The organism is Paraferrimonas sp. SM1919 (assembly GCF_010993985.1).
GTDB lineage: Bacteria > Pseudomonadota > Gammaproteobacteria > Enterobacterales > Shewanellaceae > SM1919.
The window spans coordinates 1-25201 of sequence record NZ_WINH01000029.1; the positions used below are offsets into that span (position 1 = coordinate 1).

At 43.6% G+C, this 25201-nt stretch carries 26 protein-coding genes; 8 read left to right on the forward strand and 18 right to left on the reverse strand.

What is annotated here, in order from left to right; translation table 11 throughout:
- Positions 1–194: 194 nt before the first annotated feature.
- From GFB48_RS15320 to GFB48_RS15335, 4 genes are all read right to left on the reverse strand, one after another.
- Positions 195–383, reverse strand: coding sequence for a DUF2892 domain-containing protein (locus GFB48_RS15320; protein ID WP_163937837.1), 189 nt, complete (start codon positions 381–383; stop codon positions 195–197).
- Positions 384–398: 15 nt separating this feature from the next.
- Complete coding sequence (locus GFB48_RS15325; RefSeq protein WP_163937737.1) at positions 399–3560, reverse strand: efflux RND transporter permease subunit; 3162 nt, start codon at positions 3558–3560, stop codon at positions 399–401.
- 2 nt (positions 3561–3562) lie between these two features.
- The gene (locus tag GFB48_RS15330; protein WP_163937739.1) at positions 3563–4555 is read right to left on the reverse strand and encodes an efflux RND transporter periplasmic adaptor subunit; all 993 of its coding nucleotides are present in this window, start codon (positions 4553–4555) and stop codon (positions 3563–3565) included.
- 99 nt (positions 4556–4654) lie between these two features.
- Positions 4655–5284, reverse strand: a complete 630-nt coding sequence (locus GFB48_RS15335; RefSeq protein WP_163937742.1) for a LysE family transporter — start codon at positions 5282–5284, stop codon at positions 4655–4657.
- Positions 5285–5455: 171 nt separating this feature from the next.
- Between GFB48_RS15335 and GFB48_RS15340 the strand changes: the two genes are divergently transcribed.
- The gene (locus tag GFB48_RS15340; RefSeq protein ID WP_205597749.1) at positions 5456–6106 is read left to right on the forward strand and encodes a hypothetical protein; all 651 of its coding nucleotides are present in this window, start codon (positions 5456–5458) and stop codon (positions 6104–6106) included.
- Positions 6107–6222: 116 nt separating this feature from the next.
- On the opposite strand, the gene GFB48_RS15345 is transcribed toward GFB48_RS15340, so the two are convergent.
- Genes GFB48_RS15345 through GFB48_RS15355 form a run of 3 tightly spaced genes read right to left on the reverse strand, consistent with a single transcriptional unit; the run spans position 6223 to position 10428 of the window.
- On the reverse strand, positions 6223–6960 hold the full coding sequence (locus tag GFB48_RS15345) for a phosphoadenylyl-sulfate reductase (RefSeq protein ID WP_163937749.1): 738 nt from the start codon (positions 6958–6960) through the stop codon (positions 6223–6225).
- On the reverse strand, positions 6953–8641 hold the full coding sequence (gene cysI / locus GFB48_RS15350; RefSeq protein ID WP_163937752.1) for an assimilatory sulfite reductase (NADPH) hemoprotein subunit: 1689 nt from the start codon (positions 8639–8641) through the stop codon (positions 6953–6955). The genes GFB48_RS15345 and cysI overlap by 8 nt, the downstream gene beginning before the upstream one ends.
- Positions 8641–10428: an assimilatory sulfite reductase (NADPH) flavoprotein subunit gene (locus GFB48_RS15355; protein ID WP_163937755.1), complete on the reverse strand. Its 1788-nt coding sequence runs from the start codon at positions 10426–10428 to the stop codon at positions 8641–8643. The genes cysI and GFB48_RS15355 overlap by 1 nt, the downstream gene beginning before the upstream one ends.
- Before the next feature lie 321 nt (positions 10429–10749).
- Between GFB48_RS15355 and GFB48_RS15360 the strand changes: the two genes are divergently transcribed.
- From GFB48_RS15360 to GFB48_RS15370, 3 genes are read left to right on the forward strand one after another with little or no spacing between them, the layout of a single operon-like run.
- On the forward strand, positions 10750–11919 hold the full coding sequence (locus tag GFB48_RS15360) for a Re/Si-specific NAD(P)(+) transhydrogenase subunit alpha (RefSeq protein ID WP_163937758.1): 1170 nt from the start codon (positions 10750–10752) through the stop codon (positions 11917–11919).
- Positions 11920–11921: 2 nt separating this feature from the next.
- Positions 11922–12197: an NAD(P) transhydrogenase subunit alpha gene (locus GFB48_RS15365; RefSeq protein WP_163937760.1), complete on the forward strand. Its 276-nt coding sequence runs from the start codon at positions 11922–11924 to the stop codon at positions 12195–12197.
- A gap of 3 nt (positions 12198–12200) precedes the next feature.
- Positions 12201–13583, forward strand: a complete 1383-nt coding sequence (locus tag GFB48_RS15370; RefSeq protein ID WP_163937763.1) for an NAD(P)(+) transhydrogenase (Re/Si-specific) subunit beta — start codon at positions 12201–12203, stop codon at positions 13581–13583.
- Between the two features lie 36 nt (positions 13584–13619).
- On the opposite strand, the gene GFB48_RS15375 is transcribed toward GFB48_RS15370, so the two are convergent.
- Entirely contained in the window at positions 13620–13817 is a 198-nt protein-coding gene (locus GFB48_RS15375) for a hypothetical protein (RefSeq protein ID WP_163937766.1), read from the reverse strand.
- Between the two features lie 283 nt (positions 13818–14100).
- Between GFB48_RS15375 and GFB48_RS15380 the strand changes: the two genes are divergently transcribed.
- Positions 14101–14484, forward strand: a complete 384-nt coding sequence (locus tag GFB48_RS15380; RefSeq protein ID WP_163937769.1) for a hypothetical protein — start codon at positions 14101–14103, stop codon at positions 14482–14484.
- 15 nt (positions 14485–14499) lie between these two features.
- On the opposite strand, the gene GFB48_RS15385 is transcribed toward GFB48_RS15380, so the two are convergent.
- Together GFB48_RS15385 and hldE are read right to left on the reverse strand one after the other, a co-directional pair.
- On the reverse strand, positions 14500–15345 hold the full coding sequence (locus tag GFB48_RS15385) for a hypothetical protein (RefSeq protein WP_163937772.1): 846 nt from the start codon (positions 15343–15345) through the stop codon (positions 14500–14502).
- Between the two features lie 6 nt (positions 15346–15351).
- Positions 15352–16782, reverse strand: coding sequence for a bifunctional D-glycero-beta-D-manno-heptose-7-phosphate kinase/D-glycero-beta-D-manno-heptose 1-phosphate adenylyltransferase HldE (hldE, locus tag GFB48_RS15390; protein WP_163937775.1), 1431 nt, complete (start codon positions 16780–16782; stop codon positions 15352–15354).
- Positions 16783–16888: 106 nt separating this feature from the next.
- On the opposite strand from hldE, the gene GFB48_RS15395 reads away from it, so the two are divergent.
- A complete protein-coding gene (locus GFB48_RS15395; RefSeq protein WP_163937777.1) occupies positions 16889–17812 on the forward strand; it encodes an LpxL/LpxP family Kdo(2)-lipid IV(A) lauroyl/palmitoleoyl acyltransferase in 924 nt (307 codons plus the stop codon).
- Positions 17813–17966: 154 nt separating this feature from the next.
- The gene (gene nhaD / locus GFB48_RS15400) at positions 17967–19214 is read left to right on the forward strand and encodes a sodium:proton antiporter NhaD (RefSeq protein WP_163937780.1); all 1248 of its coding nucleotides are present in this window, start codon (positions 17967–17969) and stop codon (positions 19212–19214) included.
- Between the two features lie 68 nt (positions 19215–19282).
- Here the strand turns inward: nhaD and GFB48_RS15405 are convergent, their stop codons facing one another.
- Genes GFB48_RS15405 through GFB48_RS15415 form a run of 3 tightly spaced genes read right to left on the reverse strand, consistent with a single transcriptional unit; the run spans position 19283 to position 21491 of the window.
- Positions 19283–20062 (reverse strand): TIGR04219 family outer membrane beta-barrel protein, encoded by a 780-nt coding sequence (locus GFB48_RS15405; RefSeq protein ID WP_256377997.1) that lies wholly within the window; start codon positions 20060–20062, stop codon positions 19283–19285.
- A 2-nt stretch (positions 20063–20064) separates the two neighbouring features.
- Positions 20065–21030, reverse strand: coding sequence for a DUF2333 family protein (locus GFB48_RS15410; RefSeq protein WP_163937785.1), 966 nt, complete (start codon positions 21028–21030; stop codon positions 20065–20067).
- Positions 21031–21038: 8 nt separating this feature from the next.
- Positions 21039–21491, reverse strand: a complete 453-nt coding sequence (locus tag GFB48_RS15415; protein ID WP_163937788.1) for a copper chaperone PCu(A)C — start codon at positions 21489–21491, stop codon at positions 21039–21041.
- Positions 21492–21526: 35 nt separating this feature from the next.
- Here GFB48_RS15415 and GFB48_RS15420 point away from each other — a divergent pair, with 35 nt between their 5' ends.
- A complete protein-coding gene (locus tag GFB48_RS15420; RefSeq protein WP_163937791.1) occupies positions 21527–22267 on the forward strand; it encodes an enoyl-CoA hydratase-related protein in 741 nt (246 codons plus the stop codon).
- Here GFB48_RS15420 and GFB48_RS15425 read toward each other — a convergent pair.
- From GFB48_RS15425 to GFB48_RS15445, 5 genes are all read right to left on the reverse strand, one after another.
- Positions 22257–22433, reverse strand: coding sequence for a hypothetical protein (locus GFB48_RS15425; RefSeq protein ID WP_163937794.1), 177 nt, complete (start codon positions 22431–22433; stop codon positions 22257–22259). The two genes, GFB48_RS15420 and GFB48_RS15425, sit on opposite strands and share 11 nt — an antisense overlap.
- Before the next feature lie 4 nt (positions 22434–22437).
- Entirely contained in the window at positions 22438–22635 is a 198-nt protein-coding gene (locus GFB48_RS15430) for a PspC domain-containing protein (RefSeq protein WP_163937797.1), read from the reverse strand.
- A gap of 99 nt (positions 22636–22734) precedes the next feature.
- Positions 22735–22983, reverse strand: a complete 249-nt coding sequence (locus GFB48_RS15435; protein WP_163937800.1) for a hypothetical protein — start codon at positions 22981–22983, stop codon at positions 22735–22737.
- A gap of 213 nt (positions 22984–23196) precedes the next feature.
- The gene (gene dusA, locus GFB48_RS15440; protein ID WP_256377998.1) at positions 23197–24204 is read right to left on the reverse strand and encodes a tRNA dihydrouridine(20/20a) synthase DusA; all 1008 of its coding nucleotides are present in this window, start codon (positions 24202–24204) and stop codon (positions 23197–23199) included.
- Positions 24205–24299: 95 nt separating this feature from the next.
- Positions 24300–25178, reverse strand: a complete 879-nt coding sequence (locus tag GFB48_RS15445) for an aldose 1-epimerase (RefSeq protein WP_163937804.1) — start codon at positions 25176–25178, stop codon at positions 24300–24302.
- Positions 25179–25201 lie beyond the last annotated feature (23 nt).

Consider the following 25201-nt stretch of genomic DNA (forward strand, 5'->3'; position numbering starts at 1 on the left):
TACTGGGCATCACGCTGGGCTTTGGCTTGTAGGACTTGTGGATCGTTTAGCAGAGCTTGCTGATATATCTGCATTAAATCAGCAGCCATTGCGCTGCCACTCAATAGCGCTGCAACCAAGCCTGCCTTAAGAAATTGTTTCATATTTTATTCCTCATTAAGCCTGTCGATTTCGACAGGCTTAACCACTGAGAATTACTCTTTCACACCCAGCTTTTTGAACACCATTGCTGCTGGACAAAAGCCTGTAAATGCACTTTGGAATAAGTTGGCACCGACAAACACGGTGAACCAAATAAAGTTAGGGTGCACAAATTCAGTTAACACTACTGAAATTAATACCATGACACCTGCAAAGGCTTGAATTGTTCTCGCTAAGTTCATCTTCATTTCTCCTAATTAAGCGTTAAAGCGCTTACGCATAAACATAAAATACAATACTGGGATCACCACCAAGGTTAAGATGGTAGAAATAAAGATCCCGAAAATCAAACTGATCGCTAAGCCGTTGAAGATTGGGTCATCTAGGATAAACAATGCACCAATCATAGCCGCTAATGCCGTTAGCATGATTGGCTTAGCACGCACCGCTCCTGATTTAATTACAGCTTCAACAAAAGGCATACCTTTTTCAGTTTCTTGGTTAATAAAATCCACCAACAAGATTGAGTTACGCACGATAATCCCCGCTAAAGCGATCATGCCAATCATAGACGTTGCAGTAAACTGAGCTCCTAATAAAGCATGGCCTGGCATAACCCCAATAATGGTTAGCGGGATTGGCGCCATAATAATCAGCGGTACCAAATAGCTTTTAAACTGGGCCACGACCAACAGGTAGATTAAAATCATACCCACGCCATAGGCGATACCCATATCCCTGAAGGTCTCGTAAGTGATTTTCCACTCACCATCCCACAGCACTGCTGGCACCAAACCGTTTGGTTGCTCGACTAGGTTTTGCTCAATAGTAGTATCGGACAATTTAAAGAAGATGCTAAACATGCCGTATAACGGGCTATCAGAGCCACCAGCCACATCGGCCACTACCATCACCATTGGGCGCTGGTTTTTTCGCATAATGTAGTCTTGGTGGGTGACTTCGCTCACCGATACCACCTCTGCAATTGCCACCTTAGCGCCAGTTTGACTGGTAAGAGTAAGGCTTAAAGCGTCATTCAGGCCTAGCTTCTGCGACTCGTTTAGCTGCATACGCACCGGTACTGGGTCTTGGGCATAGCTTGGGTAAATGTAGCTGGCATCTTGGCCACCAATGGCAACTTGCATAGCACTTGCTACATCAGCATAGTTAAGGCCAAGCTGACGCACTTTGGCGCTATCAATACTCACTGCCCACTGGCTTTGCGCATCTGGTTTAAAGATATCTACGTCTACAACATGGTCTTCTTCTAAGAAGGTCTGTTTAACCTGCATTGCCGTTTGATTACGAATTTCCTGGGTTGGGCCGTAAACCTCAGCCACAATTGGTGACCATACCGGTGGACCTGGTGGCACTTCTACTACTTTGATATTGGCGTTATAAGCTGCACCAATTTGCTGCAAAGCCTCGCGCACGCTTAATGCCACTTCATGACTTGAACGGTCACGCTCGCCCTTATCAACCAAGTTTACTTGTACATCACCAAGCTCGGCTGACTCACGCAGGAAGTAATGACGCACTAAACCGTTAAAGTTAATGGGGGCACTGGTGCCCGCATACAATTGCATGTCTTTCACTTCTGGCACAGACTTAAGCTCGTTTGCCAGCATTTTTAGTAGGCGTTGGTTGTCTTCTAATGAACTGCCCTCAGGTAAATCCACCATCACTTGGAATTCTGACTTGTTATCAAATGGCAGCATTTTAAGCACCACAAGCCCGGTTGCAGGCAGTGCTACCGCCACCATAATAAGCGCAGTCACGCCACCGAACATCATCATGCGAGTACGACCAGCTTTATCGCCCTTAAGCATTGGTGACATAATGCCATCAAAAATGCTCAGTAGCTTTTTATCGCTGTTGCTTGGCTCATGGTTTTGATGCACCCCGTGGCCACCCAATAACTTGTAGCTTAACCACGGAGTAATGGTGAACGCCACAAACATAGAGATCAGCATGCCCATAGAAGCATTAATTGGGATTGGGCTCATGTATGGCCCCATCAGGCCAGAAACAAAGGCCATTGGCAGTAATGCCGCAATGACCGTAAAGGTTGCTAAAATAGTTGGTGCGCCGACTTCTTCTACCGCGATAGGAATAAGTTCAAGCAGCTTTTTGTTGCCCATTTGCATATGACGGTGAATGTTTTCCACCACCACAATGGCGTCGTCCACCAAAATACCGATTGAGAAAATCAGCGCGAACAAAGACACGCGGTTTAGGGTAAAACCATAGGCCCATGAGGCAAATAACGTCAGTGCTAGGGTAACTACAATAGCTAAACCAACCACCACCGACTCTTTCGCGCCCATGGTGATCACCACCAATAACACTACCGCCATAGTGGCGAAAATAAGCTTACCAATTAGGGTATTAGACTTTGTGTTAGCGGTTTCACCATAGTCACGGCTTAACTGCATTTGAATATCTGCAGGCACTAGGGTGTTTTTAGCAGCATCGGCTTTAGCAATTAGGCTTGATGCCAAATCCACTGCGTTCACGCCGACTTGCTTAGACACGCTAATGGTGACTGCTGGGAAAGTACCGTTGTCGTTAACCTGCCAAACACCTTGGGTCGCCATTTCATCGTTTAGAGTCACACTGGCAACATCTTCAAGGTAAACTGGTTGGTTATTGTGTACCCCAATCACGAGCTGTCTGACGTCATTAACGCTTTGGGCAAATTGGCCCACTTTAACCTGTACCACACCTTCAGGTTGGTTAAGTTGCATATGAGTTGACTGGGCATTAATGCCTTTAAGCAACTGAGACAATTGCCCTAAATGCACACCAAAATGATTCAGTTTTTGCGCATCAAGGCGCACATCAACAATTTGCTCGCGCTTACCTAGAAGCTTCACCTCTTTGGTGCCCGGAGTCGCGCTTAACTCTGCTTGCAGCGCTTTAGCAACATCCGTCACCTCAGACAAAGCCACATCGTTTTCTGACCACAGGGTAAAGCTCACCACAGGGACATCTTCAATGCCCTTAGGTTTAATCACAGGATCACTGACACCTAGATGACCTCGCCATAGGTCCTTGTTCGAGTAAAACTCGTTATACAAGCGCACCACTGCATCATTACGACTAATGCCGACATCGAAAATAACAATCATCACCGCGCCATCATGCTGGGCAATCGAGTAAAGGTTATCTACTCCTTTAATTTGTGACACTAACCGCTCAGCCGGTTTTAACACTATGTTTTCAACCTGCTGTGGCGTTGCGCCGGCAAATGGAATATAAACATCGGCAAAGGTGACATCAATTTGCGGCTCTTCCTCTTTTGGCGTCACCATCACCGCAAATATCCCCATTAACAAACCGACCAACGCCAATAATGGCGTAATCGCTGAGTTAACAAAATTCTTGGCTAAATTGCCTGAAAGACCAAACTGTGCCATAACTATTTACCTGCTTTAACCACAGTATGCGGCGCAGTTGAAATAACATCACCGGCTTTTAAGCCAGAAACCACACGCCAGCTATTGTTTTCAAATGGCAATACACGTACCTGAGTAAGGGCCCAACTGTCTCCTGATTGCAAATATACCGCCGTCATTTGATTACGGTTAATTAAGGCTGTATCAGGAATGACTAAGCCTGCTTTAGTATCAACGGCGACTTTAGCTGTTAACCAATCCCCTAGGGCAATCCCTTCAACACCAGCAAGCTCAATACGCAGGGTTTGTTTTAGGGCGTTGTCACTAAAGCTAAATAGCTGACCAGAGGCATCAATAACCCATTCTTTGCCGTCAAAAAGCTTAACTATTGTGCCATCCTTAAGGGCCTTAGCTTGGGTTTGTGGCAAAGCAACATCTAAACGTAAAGTATCATCGTTATAACCACTAAACAGCTTTACACCTGGAGCAACAGATTCGCCTACTTCAATAAAACGCTTGGTCATACGACCACTAAATGGCGCATAAATTTTGGTGTAGTTTAATGATTCTTTAGCTGCGGCCACTTGAGCTTTTGCAGCTTCAAACGCTTCTTTAGTACTTTGCGCCTGCGCTTTAGCGTTTTCTAATTGTTGAGCAGATACAGCCCCGGTTTCCCGCAGAGCAACATAACGCTGATATTGATTTTCAGCCTGCAATAATAAGGCACGAACGCGGGCTTGTTCAGCGGTGGCACTTTGTACGCGCGCTCCCTGCTCTTTAGCCGTTAGGTTTAGCAGTACTTGGCCTTTTTCAACGAAATCGTTTTCTTCAAAAAAGATATCTACCACTCGGCCGGATGTTTGCGCCGATACAGTGGCAGCCTGGCGTGAACTAACCTGAGCACTGTAGCTCTGCCACTGTGGCAGCATTTGCGTCTCAAGAGTTAAGGTTTCTTCTGCTAGCGCTGACAAACTTAAGCCTGTCGTCATTGCGATAAGTAACTGTTTCAATTTCATTGAGGGATTCTCACAAATTAACAATGAGACAATACTAATTTAGATTTTTCTAATATTCAAGTTAATATTAGAAGAATCTAAATAACGTTCACATTCTCTTTAAAAGATAAAGGTAGACCATATATGCAATCCAAGTAAACCCATAGCTAACCCCATCACCCTATCGACCCAATGACTATGGGACTGGAATCGAGACAATACCGCGGGGTGGGACAACAACAATACCACTGTGCTAAACCACAATAACTGGATTAACATAATCCAGCCACCGTAAATCGCCACTTGATATATCGGCAGTTCAGGACTGATTACCACAGTAAACAAAGACACAAAATAAATGGGTGCTTTGGGATTAAATGCGTTGCATAAAAAGCCTTTGCTAATGGTTGCTAGGCTAGATAGCTGTTGTGGTTGGGGGAGTGTGGCTGCTGTGGCTGCTTGAGGTTGACTTCGTAACCCTAAAGAACCCAAATACAATAAATAACCACCACCCAATATTTTAATCAAATTAAGGGCGAGTTCCGAGTTGGCAATTATCGCAGCCAAACCAAAGGCACTATAAAGAATATGAACCGATAACCCTAAAGCAATTCCTAACGCACATAACAGGCCTGTGCGTCTGCCGTTCACTAAAGTTTGTTGAGTAACCAAAACGAAATCAGGACCTGGGGAGGCTGCAGCCAATAAATGTATAGAACCGATTAAAATAAGACCTTGCAGTAATTCCATTTAAAACCTAAGAATCAAAATGTTTAAGCTAAGATACAACTCAACAGGATGTACTGCAACATTATCAAAAGGGCATCATTAGATACATAATCTGAGCTTCTATTGACATCACTACGTCTTTTCTACATGATTATATTTCAAACAAAAACAACGCTATATGGAGAGTACTGCGTGAATTCACAAGCATTATCAATGGCTGAAGAAGTTGTAGCCTCTAGCACCAATAAAGTTGTATCCCCTACCCTAAGTTTTAATCAATTGAGCCAGGGTATGCCTTACTGGTTAATGGGTTTGTTGACCTTAATCTGTGGCTGGGTAACCCTAATCGGATTTCCTTCAGCGGCTGCGTTATTTTTTACTATTCCGGCTGTCATCGTAGCCTTGCTTGCATACAAAACTTGGCTTTATCAACGCCAAGACGATGCCTTAAAAGAACAAATTAACCCGCAAAAGTTAATTAACCCAAAAATTCAGGAAACGCCAGAATTACAGCTCGCCAGTGCCAGCCTATCAGAGACTCAGCAGAATCAGTTATCTCAATCTAAAGTGATCACTGGCTATGCCCTTTTGCTCTGTGGTTTATTATCTGGGATAACCGCAGTGTTAGCAGTGGTGTGGGCACTATTAAACATAATTAATGCCAATGCTGAAGATAAAAAACACTACCTCAATATTATTAGTACTTTCGCTCTAAGCAGTGTTGCGATTGTCTTTGGCTACATGACCTTAAGCCTGTTGGTAGGCTATGTGATTATCGCCGCAAGCCTAGCTTGGGCGATTTACCGATTAACGGTAGGATTAACGAGTATATTAGAAAGTTAATCAAAAGCACTATGATGCTGGGGTTCTCGGTTCTCTAGTTTTGATTGATAAAGAGTTTAGATTGAAAAAGCGCTTATTTTGTAAGCGCTTTTTTATTGCCTTTAGACTCTGTCAGCCTAAATATCCCAGTGCAAACCACATTCACGTTTTAAACCTAAAAAGCGGGTATCTTGAGCTTTTTCGCCTTCGGATAATGGCCGTGAGGTATGGGTATCACCAATTGATACATAGCCCTTATCGTACAGTGGATTGTAAGGTAAATCATATTCGAACATAGTGTCGCGCACCTGTTTGGTCGACCAATCAATAATCGGTAAAAACTTATACACACCAGAGCGAATTGCTAATATGGGTAAGTCTTTACGACTGTCAGACTGCTCAGCCCTGAGTCCGGAGAACCACGTTTTCACCTTTAACTCTTGCAAGGCACGCTGCATTGGCTCGACTTTGTTAATGCGGTTATAGGTATCTATGCCCTCTAGACCTTGCTCCCATAACTTACCGTATTTAGCCTCTTGCCAAGCACTTGAGTAATCACTGCGATATACCTTTAAATTCAACTTAAAGCGCTCACGCATCTGCTCAATAAACTGGTAAGTTTCACTAAACAGATAGCCAGTATCGGTTAACACCACTGGCATATCAGGCTGCTGCTCATTGATTAGATGCAGCATCAACGCCGACTGCACCCCAAAGCTTGAACTTAAAATATGACTACCCGGCAAATACTTTAGAGCCCATTTAATGCGTTGTTGGGCGGTCATTGCCTGTAACTGTTTATTCACTTCGGCCAGAGTACTTTGCTGCTGCTCCTTATCGAGTTGCAGCAATTGGTAGAAATTGGTTTCAGTCATGAAAGTCCACCTTAGAGACCTTAATCTCGGCTACTATGCCTGCGCGAATCACAAAATCGCCAAAGCTCTCACCTGAATTACGCTCATCGACCCACAGGCCAATTAAACTATCCAATTCTTGCAAAATAACCGCTGAGCTTAGCCCTTCTTTGTACATTTTAGGAATACGCTCACCATAGCGGCTGCCACCTAAATGTAGGTTATATTTATCCGGCCCCTTACCCACTAAGCCCACTTCGGCCAACAAGGCACGGCCACAGCCATTAGGGCAACCTGTTACTCGCACTACTATGGTATCGTTGGCTTGGTGTTTATCCAGCAGGCCTTCAATTTGGGTGACGAACTCAGGGAGAAAACGTTCGGCCTCCGCCATAGCGAGGGGACAGGTTGGAAAGGCAACACAAGCCATAGAATCCTTGCGTTGATCACTTACACTGTCGTCAATTAACCCGTATTCACGGGCAATAGCTTCAATTTTAGCTTTATTTTCAGGGGCAACACCCGCCACAATCAGGTTTTGGTTGGCGGTTAATCTAAAGTCACCGCTATGCACCTTGGCAATTTCACGCATGCCACTCTTTAGTGGTTTCACCGTATCGAGCAGACGGCCATTTTCCACAAATAGGGTTAAGTGCTCTTTACCGTCAATCCCTGACACCCAACCAAAGCGGTCGCCTCTGCTAGTAAATTCATAGGGTTTAGATTCACTAAATTTAATCCCAGCACGCCTTTCTACTTCCGCCTTAAATACATCGATACCGACCCTATCAAGGGTGTATTTGGTTTTAGCATTTTTACGGTTAGAACGGTTCCCCCAATCACGCTGGGTAGTCACCACTGCGGCAGCGACTTGCAGGGTATGGCTTAGGGGAATAAAACCAAAATCGTCGGCACGTCGGGCATAGGTTGACGTATCACCATGGGTCGTTGCTAAGCCTCCACCTACCAGCACATTAAAACCTATCAGCTTGTCGCCTTCGCTAATGGCGACAAAGTTAAGGTCATTGGCGTGTAAATCAACATCGTTATGGGGAGGGATCACCACTGTGGTTTTAAACTTACGGGGTAAGTAGGTATCCCCCAAAATAGGCTCTACGTTGTCTTCGGTGGATTCTACTTTCTCGCCATCTAACCAGATTTCCGCATAGGCACGGGTTTTCGGTAATAGATGTTCACTGATTTTAGCCGCCCATTCATAGGCCTGCTGATGCAGCACAGACTCAACCGGATTAGAGGTACACAATACGTTACGGTTGACATCACCGGCAGTGGCGATGGAATCAATGCCAATGCTGTTTAGGGTTTGATGCATCAATTTAATGTCACGCTTAAGCACCCCGTGGAACTGGAAAGTCTGACGGGTGGTTAAACGAATAGAACCATAGCTGGTGTGAGTGTCGGCAAATTCATCGATAGCGAGCCATTGTTTAGGGGTGATCACCCCACCTGGCAAGCGGGCACGCAGCATGACATTATGCAAAGGTTCCAGCTTTTGCGCCTGACGCTCAGCACGTATGTCTCTGTCATCCTGCTGGTACATGCCATGAAAACGGATCAGCTGGAAATTGTCACTGGTAAAGCCACCGGTTAGCGGATCTTTTAAATCTTCGCTAATGGTGCCCCTTAGGTGTCTACTTTCGCCTTTAATTCGCTCATTTACTGATAACTTGACTTCTGACATTAGTAGACATCCTTTTGGTAACGCTTATTGCTTTTTAATTCATCTAGGTATTGCTGGGCCTGCTCTAAAGACTTTGAACCTTGCTCGGTTATTACCTCTAACAGTGCTTGCTCGACGTCTTTCGCCATACGGTTTTTGTCACCACAAATGTAGATATGGGCACCGTCTTGTAACCATTGATACAGTTCGCTAGCTTGCTCTTTAATGCGATGCTGTACGTAAATTTTATGGGGCTGATCCCTTGAGAATGCCAGCGAAATATTATTAATCAGGCCGTCCTTAACGTACTTTTGCCACTCCACTTGATACAGGAAGTCTTGAGTAAACTCAGGGTTACCAAAGAACAACCAGTTTTTACCATTAGCGCCACTGGCCGCCCGCTGTTGGATAAAAGCACGAAATGGCGCAATGCCGGTTCCAGGGCCAATCATGATCACTGGGGTATCAGGGTTTTCAGGTAGCTTAAAGTGCTTATTAGGTTCAACATAGACCCCTAGGGTATCGCCCTCTTGCACCCTTTGGGTCAGGTAACTAGAAGCACCGCCTTGGTAGGTTTGACCATCACGCTGCTCACTGACTAGCGCCACGGTTAAATGCACTTCTTCGTCGACCTCTTGCTGTGCTGAAGCAATCGAGTAGGAGCGGGGTGCCAATGGTCGCAGTAATTCCACTAATTGCTGCGCCGTTACCTCTGCATTGAACTCGCTGACCAGTTCAATAAATTGATGGGATTTAATATACGCATTTAATGCATCTTTATCGGCTAACAGACTGGCTAACTGGTCATTGGTCGCCAACTGTTGCCAGGCTTCGATGACCTTAGGGGTTAATTGGGTCAGTTCAAGCTTGTCTGTTAACGCGGCTTTTAATTCAAGCTCATTATTTTTAAGAGTCACTTGGCTAGTTGCTTCAAGCCTTAAAGCTTTAAGCAGTTGCGTTACCAGCTCTGGATCGTTTTGAAAGTACACCCCTAATGAGTCACCGGCTTGATAACTTAAGCCCGATCCCGCTAAATCCAGCTCGACATGGTGGATCACCTTAGATGAATCCCGGCCAGTAATACGTTGACTAACAATCACTTCAGCTTGATAGGGGTTTACTCTGCTGTAATTACTGCTGGCTAGGCTTGGCAATGTAACCACTTGTGCGCTTTGGGTTTGGTCACCAATAATCGGTTTGAATGCGCTGATAGCTTGCTGCTGCCAATCTTTGGCTGCATCGTCATAATCAACATCACAATCAACTCTGGCGACTAATGGCTTAGCACCGAGTTTGGCAAAGGCTTGGTCAAAGTCCTTGGCTGTTTGGCAAAAAAATTCATAACTGGAATCCCCTAGCCCTAATACCGCGTAATTAAGCTTATCGAGCTTAGGCGCACGTTTAGAGTGAATAAATTTATGGAATTCTAGGGCGTCATCCGGTGGATCGCCCTCACCATGGGTAGAGGCCACAATAACTAAAGCCGTTTCTGTTTTAAGCTCTTTTACCTTATAGCTGGCAATGTTTTCTAAACGAACGGTGAAACCTTTTGCCTTGGCTTGATCTGCTAAGGCTGTCGCCACCCCTTGGGCATTACCGGTTTGGCTGGCATATAAAATGGTGAGTGTAACACTAACGGCTGGCGCAGCTGCCACGGTGGTAGTGGAGGTTTGATTAGCACTAGCAGCCAGATAGCCACTCACCCATGCCTGTTGTATAGGGTTGAGCTCTGCAACTAATGACTGCAATGATTCTATTTGTTTTTGCTCTAGCGGTGAGCCAAGGGCATTCAATTCCTTTAACAGCATGATGGTGTCCTGTAGAAGTCAGAACATCAAAATAGAACAACCCGTTATAATTAAAAAGTAACATTTTGCAATTCTTTATAACCTAAAAGAATATAAATACCATACAATACCCAAATTCCATAATTGAAGCAAAAGCATTCAAATTTTAAATGGGCTTACTACTACTTTAATCTAAGCAAAACCTTATGGCGTATAGAGTTACACAGAAAAGCCGACAACTATTGCATAAATTTGCACATTTTATTGAATTTTATTCAAACAAAATAGAGGGATGATTGTGATAGATTAAAATTTAGACGTTATTAACAGAGGTGCAAGACTGTGAAAATTGGATTACTTAAGGAACGCAATCAGGCAGAAAAACGTGTTGCTCTGATCCCAGCTGCGGTAACCAAGCTTAGCGAACAAGGCTTTGAGTTAATGGTGCAAGCAGGGGCGGGAATCGCCGCTGGTTACACTGATGAAGATTATATTAAGGCTAATGCCAAAATCGTCACAGACGACGAGGTATTTTGCGCAGACATAATTACAGCTGTCAATGTGAAAGGTGCTATGGCTGAATATGTATTGGCGATGGTGAAGCCTCAGCAAATTATCATAGCGACCTTAGATCCTCTTACACAGCACAACACCATTAGAACATTAGCGGCAAAACACGTCACTGCTTTTGGTCTCGAATTAGTACCAAGAATTACTCGCGCCCAATCTATGGATGTGCTTTCATCAATGGCAACCATTGCCGGCTATAAAGCAGTCATTATGGCAGCAGATAAGTCTCCACGATTGTTCCCTATGATGATGACTGCCGCTGGAACGCTCAAACCAACAAGAGCATTCGTTATGGGCGTAGGAGTAGCAGGCTTGCAAGCCTGTGCAACTGCCAAACGTTTAGGTGCAGTTGTCGAGGCTTATGACATTCGCCCTGCCGCTCAAGAACAAATTCTTTCGGTCGGAGCCCGCCCTGTGGTACTGGATATAGAAGCCGATCATTCTCAAGCTGCCGGCGGCTATGCGCAAGAACAGTCTGATGACTTTATTCAACGACAACAGCAAGCCATGGCCGATGTGCTCGCTCAACAAGATGTCGTGATCACTACCGCGGCGATACCTGGACGACCAGCCCCCAAGCTTATCACCAAAGCCATGGTTGAGCAGATGAAACCTGGCACCATTATCATCGACTTAGCTGCAGAAACTGGTGGCAATTGTGAGCTGACTAAACTTGATGAAGAAGTAGTCATTAATGGTGTAACGATAGTGGGCCCCAGTAATATCGCCTGTCGTGCCGCCACCCATGCCAGTCAGATGTATTCTACCAACATAGAGAACTTGCTAAAGCTGATGACCAGGGCAGAAGGTCAGGTAATTTTAGATTTTGAAGATGAAGTCATTAAAGAAACCTGTGCCACTCATCAAGGTAAAATTATTAGTTCACGGTTACTCGATTTAATCAAGCTAGACCAGCCTCAAGCAACTACTGCAGGAGTTTAATCATGGAATATTTATTACTACTGACTTTATTCATTGTTGCTGTCTTCCTCGGGGTAGAACTTATCACCAAGGTGCCACCCACGTTGCACACACCTCTGATGTCAGGCTCGAATGCAATATCAGGTATCACCTTAGTTGGGGCACTCCTTGCCGCAGGATCTGGAGCAGGTTTTTGGGTCAACCTTTTTGGTTTTATTGCGGTGACTCTAGCCACCATTAATGTGGTAGGTGGATATATGGTTACCGACCGCATGCTCGCTATGTTTAAAAGGAAGTAAGTCATGAACGAGACAATTATTTATCTAAGTTACTTAGTCGCCGCTAGTTTATTTATTCTCGGCATTAAGGGGCTAACTAAACCCAAAACTGCTGTTCGTGGTAATCAATTATCCGCACTTGGCATGTTTATCGCTGTGGTCGTAACCTTAACTGACCAAGGAATTATCAGTTTCCAATGGATTATCGCAGGGGTACTCTTGGGCTCGGTTATCGGTGCTGTTTTTGCGAAGAAAATCCAGATGACCGCAATGCCGCAAATGGTGGCAATGCTTAACGGTTTCGGTGGTGGTGCATCGTTATTTGTAGCTCTGGCACTGTTTATGGATACCAACTCTGAAGCGGCACTAATACCATTGATTGCCGGCAGCATCACCATGTTAATTGGTGCAGTGACGCTCTCTGGTTCTTTGGTGGCCTTTGCCAAGTTACAAGAGCTGATCTCGGGCCAGCCTATTAAAGTTCCTGCCAATAAGTTCCTTAATGGGGCACTCTTTATTGGCTCTTTAGTACTAATAGGCTTGATTGTGGCAAACCCGTATCAGCTCGAACTGGCCTACTACCTGATTGCTGCAGCATTGGTGCTTGGGTTAGTGTTAGTGCTGCCTATTGGGGGGGCTGATATGCCTGTCGTAATTGCGCTACTCAACTCCTACTCGGGGATAGCTGCGGCAACCGCTGGCTTTATTTCTGGCAACACCGTTCTGATTGTCTCTGGCTCACTCGTTGGCGCGTCGGGTATTATCTTGACCTCTATCATGTGTAAGGCGATGAATCGTAGCCTGACAAATGTGCTGTTTGGAGTAATGGCTGACGTCGGCGAAAAAGTTGATGCTGATGAAGTTTACGCTGGTAAAATTAAAGCATCGACAGCAGATGAAGTCGCCATGCTACTTGAAACCGCACAAAAGGTTATCATAGTACCGGGTTACGGTCTCGCGATGGCTCAGGCCCAGCATGCTGTGAGAGAGCTGGCGAATACCCTGCAACAAAGAGGCACCCAAGTAAAGTATGCAATCCACCCTGTTGCTGGGCGTATGCCTGGACATATGAATGTGTTATTGGCAGAAGCAGAAGTTCCCTATGAGCAGTTAGTTGAAATGGATATCATTAACCCTGAGTTTGAACAAACCTGTGTGGCAATTGTTATCGGCGCAAATGATGTCACCAATCCACTAGCAAGAGAAGACAAAGGTAGCCCAATCTATGGCATGCCGATTCTCAACGTCGACAAAGCAAAAACGGTGGTTGTGGTTAAACGCTCACTGAGTCCAGGTTTTGCTGGCCTACCTAACCCTTTATTTGCCAAAGACCATTCACTAATGTTATTTGGTGATGGCAAACAAGCTATAGTAGATTTGGCAGCAAATCTTAAAGAAGCTTCTTAAGGATATAAAAAAACCGAGCATAACTAGCTCGGCGCTTTACCAGTCATCCTGCTGTAACTCTTCTGCTTTCCAACATGGGAGGCAGAAGCTTTTGCGATTACCTTTTTGCAAGATCAAATACCTGGCCGGTTTCTTACACTGGCAAAAATATTGTTTTGAATAGTGAATAATCGAATGGGCTAAATCGACCTTTTGAGCGATTCTGCCTTGGTATTCTACCTTCTCTACTTCCATTGGTTATCTATATCTAAAGCCCATGAGTGAAATGTCTATGGTACCGTAAATGGCCTACTTTCTCTAGGGTCAAACTCGCAAAGTTGAACCCAACGCCAATCCGGAACAAAAAGCCCTATCCATCTGTTTTTGCTGGAGATAATAGTGTGACAAAGATCAAATTTTTGCTGAATAAAACTAATATTTATGCTAAAAATACAACAACTATAAAAACATTATTCTGCTTAAACACAAATTTAACAAAGTGTTCACCCAGAATTTTCATAATTAAAGGTTTTTCTAAATGAACACAATAACAAAAAGAGAATTAACCAAAGGTTTATGGTCGATCATTATTGAAGACCCTATTGAAAATCAATTTGAACTAAGAAAACGTTTTACCCAAGACGGCTACCAAATTCTCTCTAATATTGTTGACGATAATGGCAATGTCATTTTCTTAGCTAATTACCAAGGTGAATTGCAACAACAGTATTCTGTGATTGAATTATCAAGTAATAAAATGGCTATGTTGTTCGACTTAGAAACCGCTTTACAATACGACGCTAGACAGATGCTAGAGGAACAGGGTTATCAAGTTTTATCCGCCACTTTGGATGAGCAATCCCAACAAATGGTCCTTATTGCCCAGGTTAAGCAACTAAAGCCTTTAGTTTCTTTGGCATAAAGTTGATATAGAGCCTTACAATAAGGCTCTTTTTTTAAGCCAATTTTGGGCAACCACAGCGCCAAGGTGTCGCTCTAAAGTTGGTTTTAAATATTCGCCAAACCCCCGCCTATGCCAGCGTAAATAAGAGGGTTGATGGTAATCTGGCTGTAAAGAAAACTCTGCCTTAAAAAGGCCAATCATTTGTTGATACCAGCCAGGATCACTCACTTTCAATTCTAACTGCCAGACCTTATTTATAAAGGTAGCGAAAGTGGTATTTTTGATTTCACTGGCAGCAAAGTTATCGCGTATGTCTTGAATAATAGGCACTGACCAGTAATAACGGTTCTGAGTATCATTGACTAACATTAAATTACGTTTATCAACCAGCGCCGCAATTCGCTCAGGGTATTGCTCCGACTGAGCCATCGACCACATGGCATACAAATCAGCCAACAGCTCATCTTGATAATGTTGAAATTCAAAATCACCGCACTGCCAAGAAAAAAGAGGCGCTAATTGCTGTTCATTGATGGTTGCTTTTACCACAATATGACCAATTTCATGGATTAGAAAATTACTGATTTCAAACTCGCTTCGGTAGTCGATCAACTGATAACCAACCTTCGCAATTAAAGCTTGCGGTACTGTTTTATAGAGCACCATGCCTTTGACATCAGAATGAGAAAAGGTTAGTGAAAACCCCTGTCTAAACTCGAGATTTTGCTTCAGCTCAAGCGCTGTGGGCAAACGGCTTTGAATCGCATCAGGTAAAGCCTTAACACATTGTTGCAAATCCCTTTCAGGGCAAAGCAACATTTGCTGTTGCTCAACTTGCAACCATTGCATTTGACCAATCGTTAAGGCTTCTAATAACATTACTAATTATGAACGTTCTACTATGGTTTTAATAATACTGCTGGTTGAACAGCCATCTTCAAAGCCAAGCACTTTGACACTACCACCGTTAGCCATCACTTCCACACCACCAGCAATTTCTTCAATTTTATAATCACCGCCTTTAACTAAAATATCAGGCAGCAATTCACTAATCACCCTCTGTGGAGTGTCCTCAGAAAATGGGATAACCCAATCTACCGCAGCAAGACCCGCTAAAACCGCCATGCGGCGAGCCACTGGGTTGACAGGGCGACCTTCCCCTTTTAAACGACGAACTGAATCATCATCATTAACGGCCACGATTAAACGGTCACCTAAGGCTTTTGCTTGCTGTAAATAGCTGACATGACCAGCATGCAAAATGTCGAAGCAACCATTAGTCATCACTACGGTTTCTCCTGCTTCAAGAGCTAATTTTCGGCCTTTAAGCATTTGTTCTTGAGTTAGCACTCCAAAGCCCACATCACCATGGTGCTGGCCTAGGGCCTGAGCAAGTTCTAATAGGCTTACGGTTGAGGTGCCGACTTTACCCACTACAATACCAGCAGCTTCATTCGCTAATACACAGGCATCTTCAAGGCTTGCACCGGCTGCTAGTGAGGTCGCTAGGGTAGCCACTACCGTATCGCCAGCACCGGTGACGTCGTACACTTCCTTAGCTTGAGTTGGAATATGTAAACTTGGCTTGTTTGGCTGTACTAGGGTCATGCCCTGCTCTGAGCGTGTCACCAATAGCGCCCCTAATTGGAATTGCTCTATAAGCGCTAACGCTTTTTGCTCAAGATCTGTGTCATCACTGACCTTACCTACTACCGCTTCAAATTCTGAAAGGTTCGGGGTTAATAGGCTAGCACCTGTGTATTTAGCAAAGTCACTGCCCTTAGGATCCACCACTACAGGCAGATTAATGGCGTTTGCTGCAGCAATTAATGTTCTAGGGTCGGCTAATGTGCCTTTGGCGTAGTCACTTAATACTAGTGCGCCTAAGTCAGAGAGTTGTTGGCCACAGTGCTCTGCCAATAAATCTGCATCCGTTTTAGCAAACGCTTCTTCAAAGTCTAAACGTAATAATTGTTGGTTACGGCTAAGTACACGTAACTTAGTGATCGTTGGCGCAGAGTCCACCGCCATAAATTGGGTATCAACCCCAAGGGCTTCTACTCCTTGCTTAAGCGCTGCAGCAGCTTCATCATTGCCCACTAAACCCGCTAGAGTAACTTCAGCCCCTAGCGCCGCGGTATTAAATGCTACGTTGGCTCCCCCACCTGGCCTGTCTTCTAAGTTTTCTACCTTTACCACAGGCACCGGTGCTTCAGGAGATATCCGACCTGTCGGTCCCATCCAGTATCTGTCGAGCATGACATCGCCAAGGATTAAAACTTTGGCTTTTTCAAATTCTGGTAAGGTAACTTTCATAACATTCCTATGTTGACATATTTAATCTTTTCTACTGGCTATTGTACCTAAGGTTATCAGATTTAGGGTACAATCTTTGTTTTAAAGTTATAAAGAGTAACCAAAAGTGGTTCAACACGCACAATTTAAACTGAGTTTATTAAAACCTAAGTACTGGGGAATTTGGCTAGGGGTTGCGGTTACCTCACTATTAAGCTTGTTGCCTATCAAAACCCAGATGAAAATTGGCGCAGGTATTGGTCGGCTTGCCCTTAGATATATTCCAAGACGCTCGAAGGTTGCCAAGCGTAATCTTGAACTGTGCTTTCCTGAAATGAGCGAGCAACAGCGCGAAAAACTACTGAAGCAGAATTTTGAACAAACGGGAAAAGCCATTTTTGATACCGTGAATGCATGGTCTTGGTCAAATAAGCGCATTCAAAAACACATGAAAATTGAGGGGCAGCAACACGTTGAGCAGGCCATTAATGATGGCCATGGTGTGTTGTTGTTTGCAGTGCACTGTTTACCCCTAGAAATGGGCGCCCGCATTTTTGGTCAATTCCATCCGGGAGTTGGGGTGTATCGCCCCCATGATAACCCTGTTATGGAATATCTGCAGGTGCGTGGCCGCCTGCGCTCTAATAAAGCCTTGGTTTCCAAGCGTGATGTTCGGGACATGATTAAGGCGCTTCGCCAAAAAAATGTCGTCTGGTATACCGCCGATCAAGATTTTGGCCGCTCTACCGCAGTATTTATCCCCCTATTTGCTGTAGAACAAGCCGCCACTATCACTGCGGCTACGAGCCTAGCTAAACTTGGAAAAGCTAAAGTGTTGCCATTTTTTGTAGAGCGTAACGACGATGATTCTGGCTACCGGATTAATATTGCTGCTCCATTGGAAAATTTCCCAGGTACTGATGAGATTGAGGATGCCACCCGTGGCAATAAAGTTATTGAGCAACTTATCATGCAAAACCCTAGTCAATACATGTGGTTACATCGACGCTTCAAAACCCGCCCTAATCCACAAGACGCCCCTCTTTATTAAATTCTGGATTTAGCCAGAAGTACACTACTTCTGGCTAACTTACCTATAGGTGGTAAGTGAAAAAAAACCAATTTCAATCAGAATCCTTAGCCCTTATACTGCCGCGGTCTTAAAATTCACTTTTAAATAAGAACAAAAAGGATTCAACAGAGCTATGTTTGAACTGTTTCTTATCTCCTTGGCCGTACTCGCTTTGCTTAGCGTGGTTTTTGAAGAAGTCACCCATATCAATAAAGCTAAAACAACACTCTTTTTTGGGTGTGTATCTTGGCTCGCGCTATTTATTGATGCTTCATTTACCAATCACACGCCCAAAATAATTTATGAGCTTAATGAGAACCTGCTTGAGATTGCCACATTATGGCTGTTCTTGATGTCAACTATGACCTTTGTTGCCTACCTCAATGCAAAAGGTATGATCCAAGCTCTCGTTCAAACTTTATTTCCGCAAAAAGTATCAGTTAGGATGTTAATGTGGCAAGTAGCTGGCTTTGCGCTGGTGTTATCGGCTATTTGTGACAACGTAACCGCTACCTTGGTCTCCTTAGGACTGCTAACAACTTTCGACCTTGATAAGCGCACCCGCAGACGCATGGCCATTTTAATTATCTTTGCGGTAAACTCTGGCGGCGTAGCCTTGATTACTGGTGATGTCACCACATTGATGATCTTCTTAAAAGGTCACCTCAATATGGCGCAATTATTGATCTTGACCTTACCGGCTGCATTTAGTGTGATGATTCTGGCCCTTATTTTCTCTAAGGGTGCCACAGGCGTTGTCACTACAACCCCAGCTCCGAGTCGCTTTACCCATATTGACATCATCATTGGTATCACCTTCTTACTGACTATTATGTCAACGATGGTGTTAAATATCTTATACCAAGTCCCCCCTGTACTTACCTTCTTAACCGGTCTGTCGATTATGTTTTTGATCGGTCAATTTAACCACTCTAAAAAAGAAGAGCTTAAAATTTTAGAGTATATTCGTCAGGTAGAGTATGACACCTTACTGTTCTTCTTAGGTATTTTATTGCTCGTTGGCATGCTTAAAGAAATTGGTACTCTGGATTTATTAGCAGCAATCTATGCTTCTCATCACCCAGATATTTCAAACTTTGTTGCCGGAGTTGGCTCTGCAATTCTAGACAACGTGCCATTAACTGCAGCCCTATTAAAAGCAGAACCGGTACTCACCACTGCTGAATGGTTGGGATTGACGTACTCTGTTGGAGTGGGTGGTTCACTACTAGTTATTGGTTCTGCAGCAGGCATTATTGCCATGAGCAAAATCAAAGAGCTGACCTTTGTAAGTTACTTACGCTATTTCCCTGCGTTACTGTTTTGCTATGCCATTGGTTACATTATGACACTTTGGTTAGCACACACAGTTTATGGTTAAGGGACACTGAGCATAAAAAAAGGGCTCTGAAGCAATACTTCAAAGCCCTTTTTTTCATAAACTGTTTACTATAATCTCAATTCAATTCCCGCAAATACACCATCGAGTTCTGTGTTCAGTCTCAGCTTTGACAAATCATTACTGTCAATTTTCATGTTGCGGTAACCGACTTTTACTTTTAGGTCTTCATCTTCTGTGAAAGCCCAACCTAAGCCAACCTGATAGTCCGTATGGGTGCCAGCATTCGCCCCCACATAGCCATCCACAAAGCCGTACAGGCCAATTCCTGGAATGTGCGCCTTAGCCGCAACATAGCCCATAATGACACCGTCAGTGAAGCTACGCTCAACACGACGTCCATCGTCTACCCCACCAATAGGGGTGGCACGTAAAGCACCTTTATATTTGCGGTAATTAACACCTAAATCTACTTCAAAAATACCTAAACCGAGTACTTTATCGATCAGCTCGTAATAAAGCACAATATCGGTGCTTGATGCATCCATATCCGCTGCAACATTCTGATTAACAAAAGGGTAATCGGCAAATTTCCAATTATTCACTAATGCACTGCCCGCGACCTCAATTTCATTTTGACGGATCATAAAGTTAGGTATAAGCGGGATAAAATGCTCTACCGCTAAGTAAGCCGTACCAGACCATTTTTTGTCGGTGTTGAAAGCTTGTAAAGTGGCATCAGGATTACCCAGATTTGGCACCTCACCAAAAGCTAAATTAGACTGGGGATTCCAAGCGTCTAAACCAACCTTAAAACTGAGGCTATCGGCGTTTACAGAAGTGGCCATTGTGGCCCCTATAACGAGTGCTGATAATTTTAAATGCTTCATGACTACCCTTGGGTTAAAAGTTGGTTAAGGTCAATAACTGCCGCATTAGCCCGGGAAATATAGTTTGCCATGACTAATGAGTGGTTAGGCATAATACCGAATCCGGAGCCGTTTAAGACCATAGGGCTCCAAACGGTATCTTGGGTCGCTTCTAATTCTCGAATAATTTGCTGTAAAGAAATTCTAGCATTTTTCCTTTCAAGCACGTCTACAAAATCAATCTCTACAGCTTTAAGAAAGTTTAAAAGTGCCCAGCTGGCCCCACGAGCCTCATAAAATACATCATCAATCTTCATCCAGGGTGTTTTATAAGCAAGCTCAGCGGGACTAGGCGTAGACTGTTTTGCTGCAGATTCACCTGCTAAATCGGTATTAATTTTTTGCTGGCCAACGCTGGCTGCTAACCTTGCTGATAATGAACCTAAGCGATTTTGAACCAGGGCTAACCATTGGGTAAGATTATCAGCTCTAGCATAAAATTGGGCATTAGTTGCTGGGTCACTAATCTTACTTCGATAATCGAGTAAATAGCCAATTGCGTCATAGTATTCGCTTTCAGCACTTCGAAAGGCCCAACGCTTGTGGTCGGCGTTAAGCTTAGGTTGTGCTTTAGCAAGATCGACATCCTCTATCGATTGGGACTGACTGCGACTAAACTCTTTACGCATAATTAACGCTAAATCTCTTATCTGCTCTAACGCGCCAAACTCAAAAGCAGGCATATTATCCATCATCACCGATGGCGGCAGAATATCATTCGATAGATAGCCACCTGGCTTATCAAGCAATTCTTGGGTAGTGAAAATTAAAGAAGTGGTGGTGGCGAAGCCTACGACATTACTATTGGGCGGTGGCAGTAACTTATTACGCTCAATGACATCTGGAGTATTACTCCAATAACTACTGATTGCTAACAATAGTATAAAAATACCACTCACTGCTGCCGCAATTAACTTTGCTCTACTCATAAATTATCCTAGTGATGCCCGTGATGATGCTGCATTGACTGCGCAATCTCTACATTAACCAACAAAGTCTGACCATTATTAAACTTTAGTCTGACATCAAAACTTTCCCCAGCTATCAGTGGCTTTTTTAACCCTAATAGCATCAAATGTACCCCACCTGGTTTTAATTCAAAGCTTGAATTTGCCGCAATGCCTATAGCTTCAAGCTGTTCCATACTCATTAAGCCATCATGACTCACCATGGTATGAATTTCTACTTTGGCAATATCGGCAACCGCCGACTCTAAAGTAATGTCCGTTGCAGTATGGTTATTAATTCGCATATAAGCGGCACCATTAGGAACACTTTTAGGCATTGCATTAGAGTAAGCTTTTGTTACGGTAATCCCTTCAGCTAACGCAACAAAACTCACTAAAGACAACAGGCAAATGTTAAACAATTGTTTGAAAATAAGTTTCAATGGCTTACACTCCAATAAAAAAGAGGGAATTTGTTATGTCTAATATCATTTATACAACTAAAAATGGGGTGGCGATTATCACCCTTAACAGGCCTGAAAAGCGTAATGCTATCAGTACCTTGATGTATCAAGAACTAACAGAATACCTTATAAAAGCAGAAACTGATAGCTCAATAAAAGCAGTAATTATTCAAGGCCAAGAAAACTGTTTTACCGCTGGAAACGATATTAAAGACTTCCTTAATTCTGGTGCTTTTGATAGCAATCATCCCACCATTAAGTTTTTATATAAGCTGAGTAATTTTGCTAAACCTGCAGTTGCCGCCATCGCGGGGGCGGCTGTCGGAATTGGCACCACATTACTGCTTCATTGTGATTTAGTTGTGGCCACTCCTTGCGCCAAACTGCAACTCCCTTTTACCAATCTCGGTCTGGTACCTGAAGCGGCTTCAAGTTTATTGCTTCCCAATTTAGTCGGTCACCACAAAGCCAGTGAGCTGTTATTACTTGGAACACCTTTCTCTGGTGAACAAGCAAGGGACTTAGGGTTAGTAAATTATTTAGTTGACCCATCAGATCTACTATCTAAAGCTCAGAATGTTGCAGAGCAATTGGCACAAAAACCAACCGAAGCGCTGATGTTGACCAAAGCGTTATTAAAAATGAATACTCAAAAAGCAATCAACACCACCATGAATAATGAATTGGATATTTTTGCTCAATGTTTGCAGTCAGATGCCGCTAAGCAAGCCTTTGCGGCATTTCTTAAAAGTTAATACAACCAATACTCAAGGTTAGGCCGACAACAAGACTGATAAACCCGATAATAAGCAGCGGCACTAGGATAATAAATGTGACGCTGCTTGCTAATAGTGCCCAAATCACACTGCCTGAACTCACAAAGAAACCTACCAACATTAAAATAAATAACCACTTAAACATGATGTTAATCTCTTAATCTTGATAGTCTGTTTGGCATACAAAGGCCAGCAATAATATAAGCAAGGGCAGTAACTTCTGGCATACTCACAAGCAGCACTACCGCTGCAATACGTAGCCATAATCTTGGTACTTGCCAGTGATTAGCTAAGCCAGCAATCACCCCCATAAATACGCCTGAGCTCGGATCTTTATAAATTGTCATCTTAAACTCCTTGTGTAACCGATTTAACCGATAGTAAATAAGCGCAGATGGCGCCACCAATAATTGGCATGGTGGCACTTAAAAGAAAGCTTAAAAACATTATTGTTGTTCCTCAGCTTGCTCTTCGGTTTGTGCTTGCGCTGAGTCAACAAAGCCTAATTGCTCAAGTTGCTCGCTAATTTCTAGACTAATTTCAGCCTGTGCAGCAAAAAATGCATTATCTAACTGAGCCTGAAGCGCTTGCTCTAGTTGAGTCATGACTAAATCCACATCCACCGCATATGCTTTTGGAGCTAGAGCCATAAGGCCAATTAGTGCTGCTAAAGTAACTGTTTTAACTGTGTTCATTTTTCTGTCCTCTCAATCAATGACACCATAGGTATTTCAATACCTGTGCCAAATATACAAAAAACGAAAACAATCATTAAAAATCAACAACTTAATCAAAGCTTAAACAAGAAGAAAAAATACCAACAAAAAAGGCGATAGTTAAAATCACTATCGCCTTTAGTAAATTTGACTAATTTTTAGTAGGCTTTTTTAGCCCAAGTTCTGCAGCGGTTATTGTTCTGCTTGAGCTTGGCTTTCAGCTTGGTACTGAGCCATAATTTCTACCCCTTGGGTTAACACCTCAAGACCAGCACCTGCCTTATGGGCGTGCTCAGATAAATGACGACGCCAACGTCGGCCTCCATTAATACCTTGATACAAGCCAATCATATGCCTTGCCACATGGTTCAGTCGGCCACCAGCAGCTAAGTGGGCTTCAATGTATGGCAACATCAACTCAACCACTTGTTCGCGGGTTTGCACAGGATCTGCTAAGCCAAACACCTTAGAGTCAACTTGTGCCAGCATAAATGGATTTTGGTAAGCCTCACGCCCCACCATTACGCCATCAAGGTGCTGTAACTGTTCGCTAATCATATCAAAGCTAGTAATACCGCCATTAATGCTGACATGCAGATCTGAGTAATCCTGCTTTAGTTGCGCAACCCTAGGGTAATCTAGCTCAGGGATCTCACGGTTTTGTTTCGGGCTTAACCCCTGTAACCAAGCCTTGCGGGCATGAACGATAAAGCGATCACAGCCAGCAGCTTGAACTTCATCAACAAAGTTGGTTAAAAATTGATAGGAATCCTGATCATCAATACCGATGCGGGTTTTAACGGTCACATCGATATCTACCGCATCACGCATAGCCTTGACACAATCTGCCACTAAGGATGGCTCGGCCATTAAGCAGGCACCAAACTTACCGTTTTGGACACGATCTGATGGGCAACCTACGTTTAAGTTAATTTCGTCATAACCGCGCTCGGCGGCAATTTTGGCACACTTAGCTAACGCCTCTGGATCGCTACCACCCAATTGCAAGGCTAATGGGTGCTCCGCTTCGTTATAAGCTAGGTAATCACCCTTACCGAAAAGAATCGCCCCTGTAGTTACCATTTCGGTATACAACAAAGTTTGCTTAGTCATTAAACGGGCAAAATAACGATAGTGTCTATCGGTCCAATCTAACATTGGGGCGATAGAAAATTTGGCATGGTGCTTAAGATCAGTCACTACCTAGCTACCTTTTAAACGTCAAAAAAAAATAAAGCCAGAGTATAGCATTTTCATGCCCTCTGGCTTAAGGATTAGATCTCAATTTTTAATAATCAGTTAATTAAAAAGTGCATATCAATTTTATCAGTTTCATTGGCTTGTAAAACTCCATACTCATTTTTACCCAGTTCTATATCAGCATTGAAGGCATTGCTGGTTTGAGTCACCGGCTCGACACAGAAATAACCTGCATCTAGAGGTGAATAAACCACCATAAATTTACAGTTGTCGCTGCATTTAATGGTTAATGACTTGGCAAACTCTGGCCAATTAATCACAATATTTGAGCTCAACCCAGTAAATAGATTATCAAGCTGTGTCGATGAAATTTGAGCCCCTTGATTAAAACTAAAGGCCTCTGATGTCGGCTGCCAATAACTTGGCAGCACCGCCTCGTCAACGTGCCACATGCCTGTGGTTTGGGCTTGTAAGTTAACTTTATCGGTCCTTATAAAATAAGGATGAAAGCCCAACCCAAACGGCATTGCTGCTGATCCGGTATTTTTGAGTGTCAGGGTTTGAGTTAAATTTCCATTGACCAATTTAAAAAAATATTTGCATTGGTAACTAAAGGGCCAGTCCGCTGCTTTATAACTAAATATTAACTCTAGAGAATCCCTTGACTGAGTGCTTATTTGCCAGTTTTGCTGCCAACCATGACCATGGATAGCATGGGGTTCTGAGGCTAAATTAGCCATCAAAGTAATGGCTTGCCCTTGCCAATTAAACTGACCATCCTTAATTCGATTACTAAAAGGTACTAAGGGAAAAGCGGTGTTGGTTAATTGCTCTGGCTCAGCAATGGCGTTTGGTACAATATCAACCCAATCTTGGTTACTGTGGCTTCGATGCCGATAACAAAGTATCCTAGCCCCTAGCTCAGGCGCAATGGTCACTACAGCAAACTCATCCTGTAAGGTAATCGTATTCATGTTCCCTCGAATTAGTACATCTT

Bases quoted from the DNA above. Each gene is read 5' to 3' on its own strand.
- GFB48_RS15320 (WP_163937837.1), bottom strand. From the start codon at position 383: ATGAACTTAGCGAGAACAATTCAAGCCTTTGCAGGTGTCATGGTATTA.
- GFB48_RS15325 (WP_163937737.1), bottom strand. From the start codon at position 3,560: ATGGCACAGTTTGGTCTTTCAGGCAATTTAGCCAAGAATTTTGTTAAC.
- GFB48_RS15330 (WP_163937739.1), bottom strand. From the start codon at position 4,555: ATGAAATTGAAACAGTTACTTATCGCAATGACGACAGGCTTAAGTTTG.
- GFB48_RS15335 (WP_163937742.1), bottom strand. From the start codon at position 5,284: ATGGAATTACTGCAAGGTCTTATTTTAATCGGTTCTATACATTTATTG.
- GFB48_RS15345 (WP_163937749.1), bottom strand. From the start codon at position 6,960: ATGACTGAAACCAATTTCTACCAATTGCTGCAACTCGATAAGGAGCAG.
- cysI (WP_163937752.1), bottom strand. From the start codon at position 8,641: ATGTCAGAAGTCAAGTTATCAGTAAATGAGCGAATTAAAGGCGAAAGT.
- GFB48_RS15355 (WP_163937755.1), bottom strand. From the start codon at position 10,428: ATGCTGTTAAAGGAATTGAATGCCCTTGGCTCACCGCTAGAGCAAAAA.
- GFB48_RS15365 (WP_163937760.1), top strand. From the start codon at position 11,922: ATGGAATATTTATTACTACTGACTTTATTCATTGTTGCTGTCTTCCTC.
- GFB48_RS15370 (WP_163937763.1), top strand. From the start codon at position 12,201: ATGAACGAGACAATTATTTATCTAAGTTACTTAGTCGCCGCTAGTTTA.
- GFB48_RS15375 (WP_163937766.1), bottom strand. From the start codon at position 13,817: ATGGAAGTAGAGAAGGTAGAATACCAAGGCAGAATCGCTCAAAAGGTC.
- GFB48_RS15380 (WP_163937769.1), top strand. From the start codon at position 14,101: ATGAACACAATAACAAAAAGAGAATTAACCAAAGGTTTATGGTCGATC.
- GFB48_RS15385 (WP_163937772.1), bottom strand. From the start codon at position 15,345: ATGTTATTAGAAGCCTTAACGATTGGTCAAATGCAATGGTTGCAAGTT.
- hldE (WP_163937775.1), bottom strand. From the start codon at position 16,782: ATGAAAGTTACCTTACCAGAATTTGAAAAAGCCAAAGTTTTAATCCTT.
- nhaD (WP_163937780.1), top strand. From the start codon at position 17,967: ATGTTTGAACTGTTTCTTATCTCCTTGGCCGTACTCGCTTTGCTTAGC.
- GFB48_RS15405 (WP_256377997.1), bottom strand. From the start codon at position 20,062: ATGAAGCATTTAAAATTATCAGCACTCGTTATAGGGGCCACAATGGCC.
- GFB48_RS15410 (WP_163937785.1), bottom strand. From the start codon at position 21,030: ATGAGTAGAGCAAAGTTAATTGCGGCAGCAGTGAGTGGTATTTTTATA.
- GFB48_RS15420 (WP_163937791.1), top strand. From the start codon at position 21,527: ATGTCTAATATCATTTATACAACTAAAAATGGGGTGGCGATTATCACC.
- GFB48_RS15425 (WP_163937794.1), bottom strand. From the start codon at position 22,433: ATGTTTAAGTGGTTATTTATTTTAATGTTGGTAGGTTTCTTTGTGAGT.
- GFB48_RS15430 (WP_163937797.1), bottom strand. From the start codon at position 22,635: ATGACAATTTATAAAGATCCGAGCTCAGGCGTATTTATGGGGGTGATT.
- GFB48_RS15435 (WP_163937800.1), bottom strand. From the start codon at position 22,983: ATGAACACAGTTAAAACAGTTACTTTAGCAGCACTAATTGGCCTTATG.
- GFB48_RS15445 (WP_163937804.1), bottom strand. From the start codon at position 25,178: ATGAATACGATTACCTTACAGGATGAGTTTGCTGTAGTGACCATTGCG.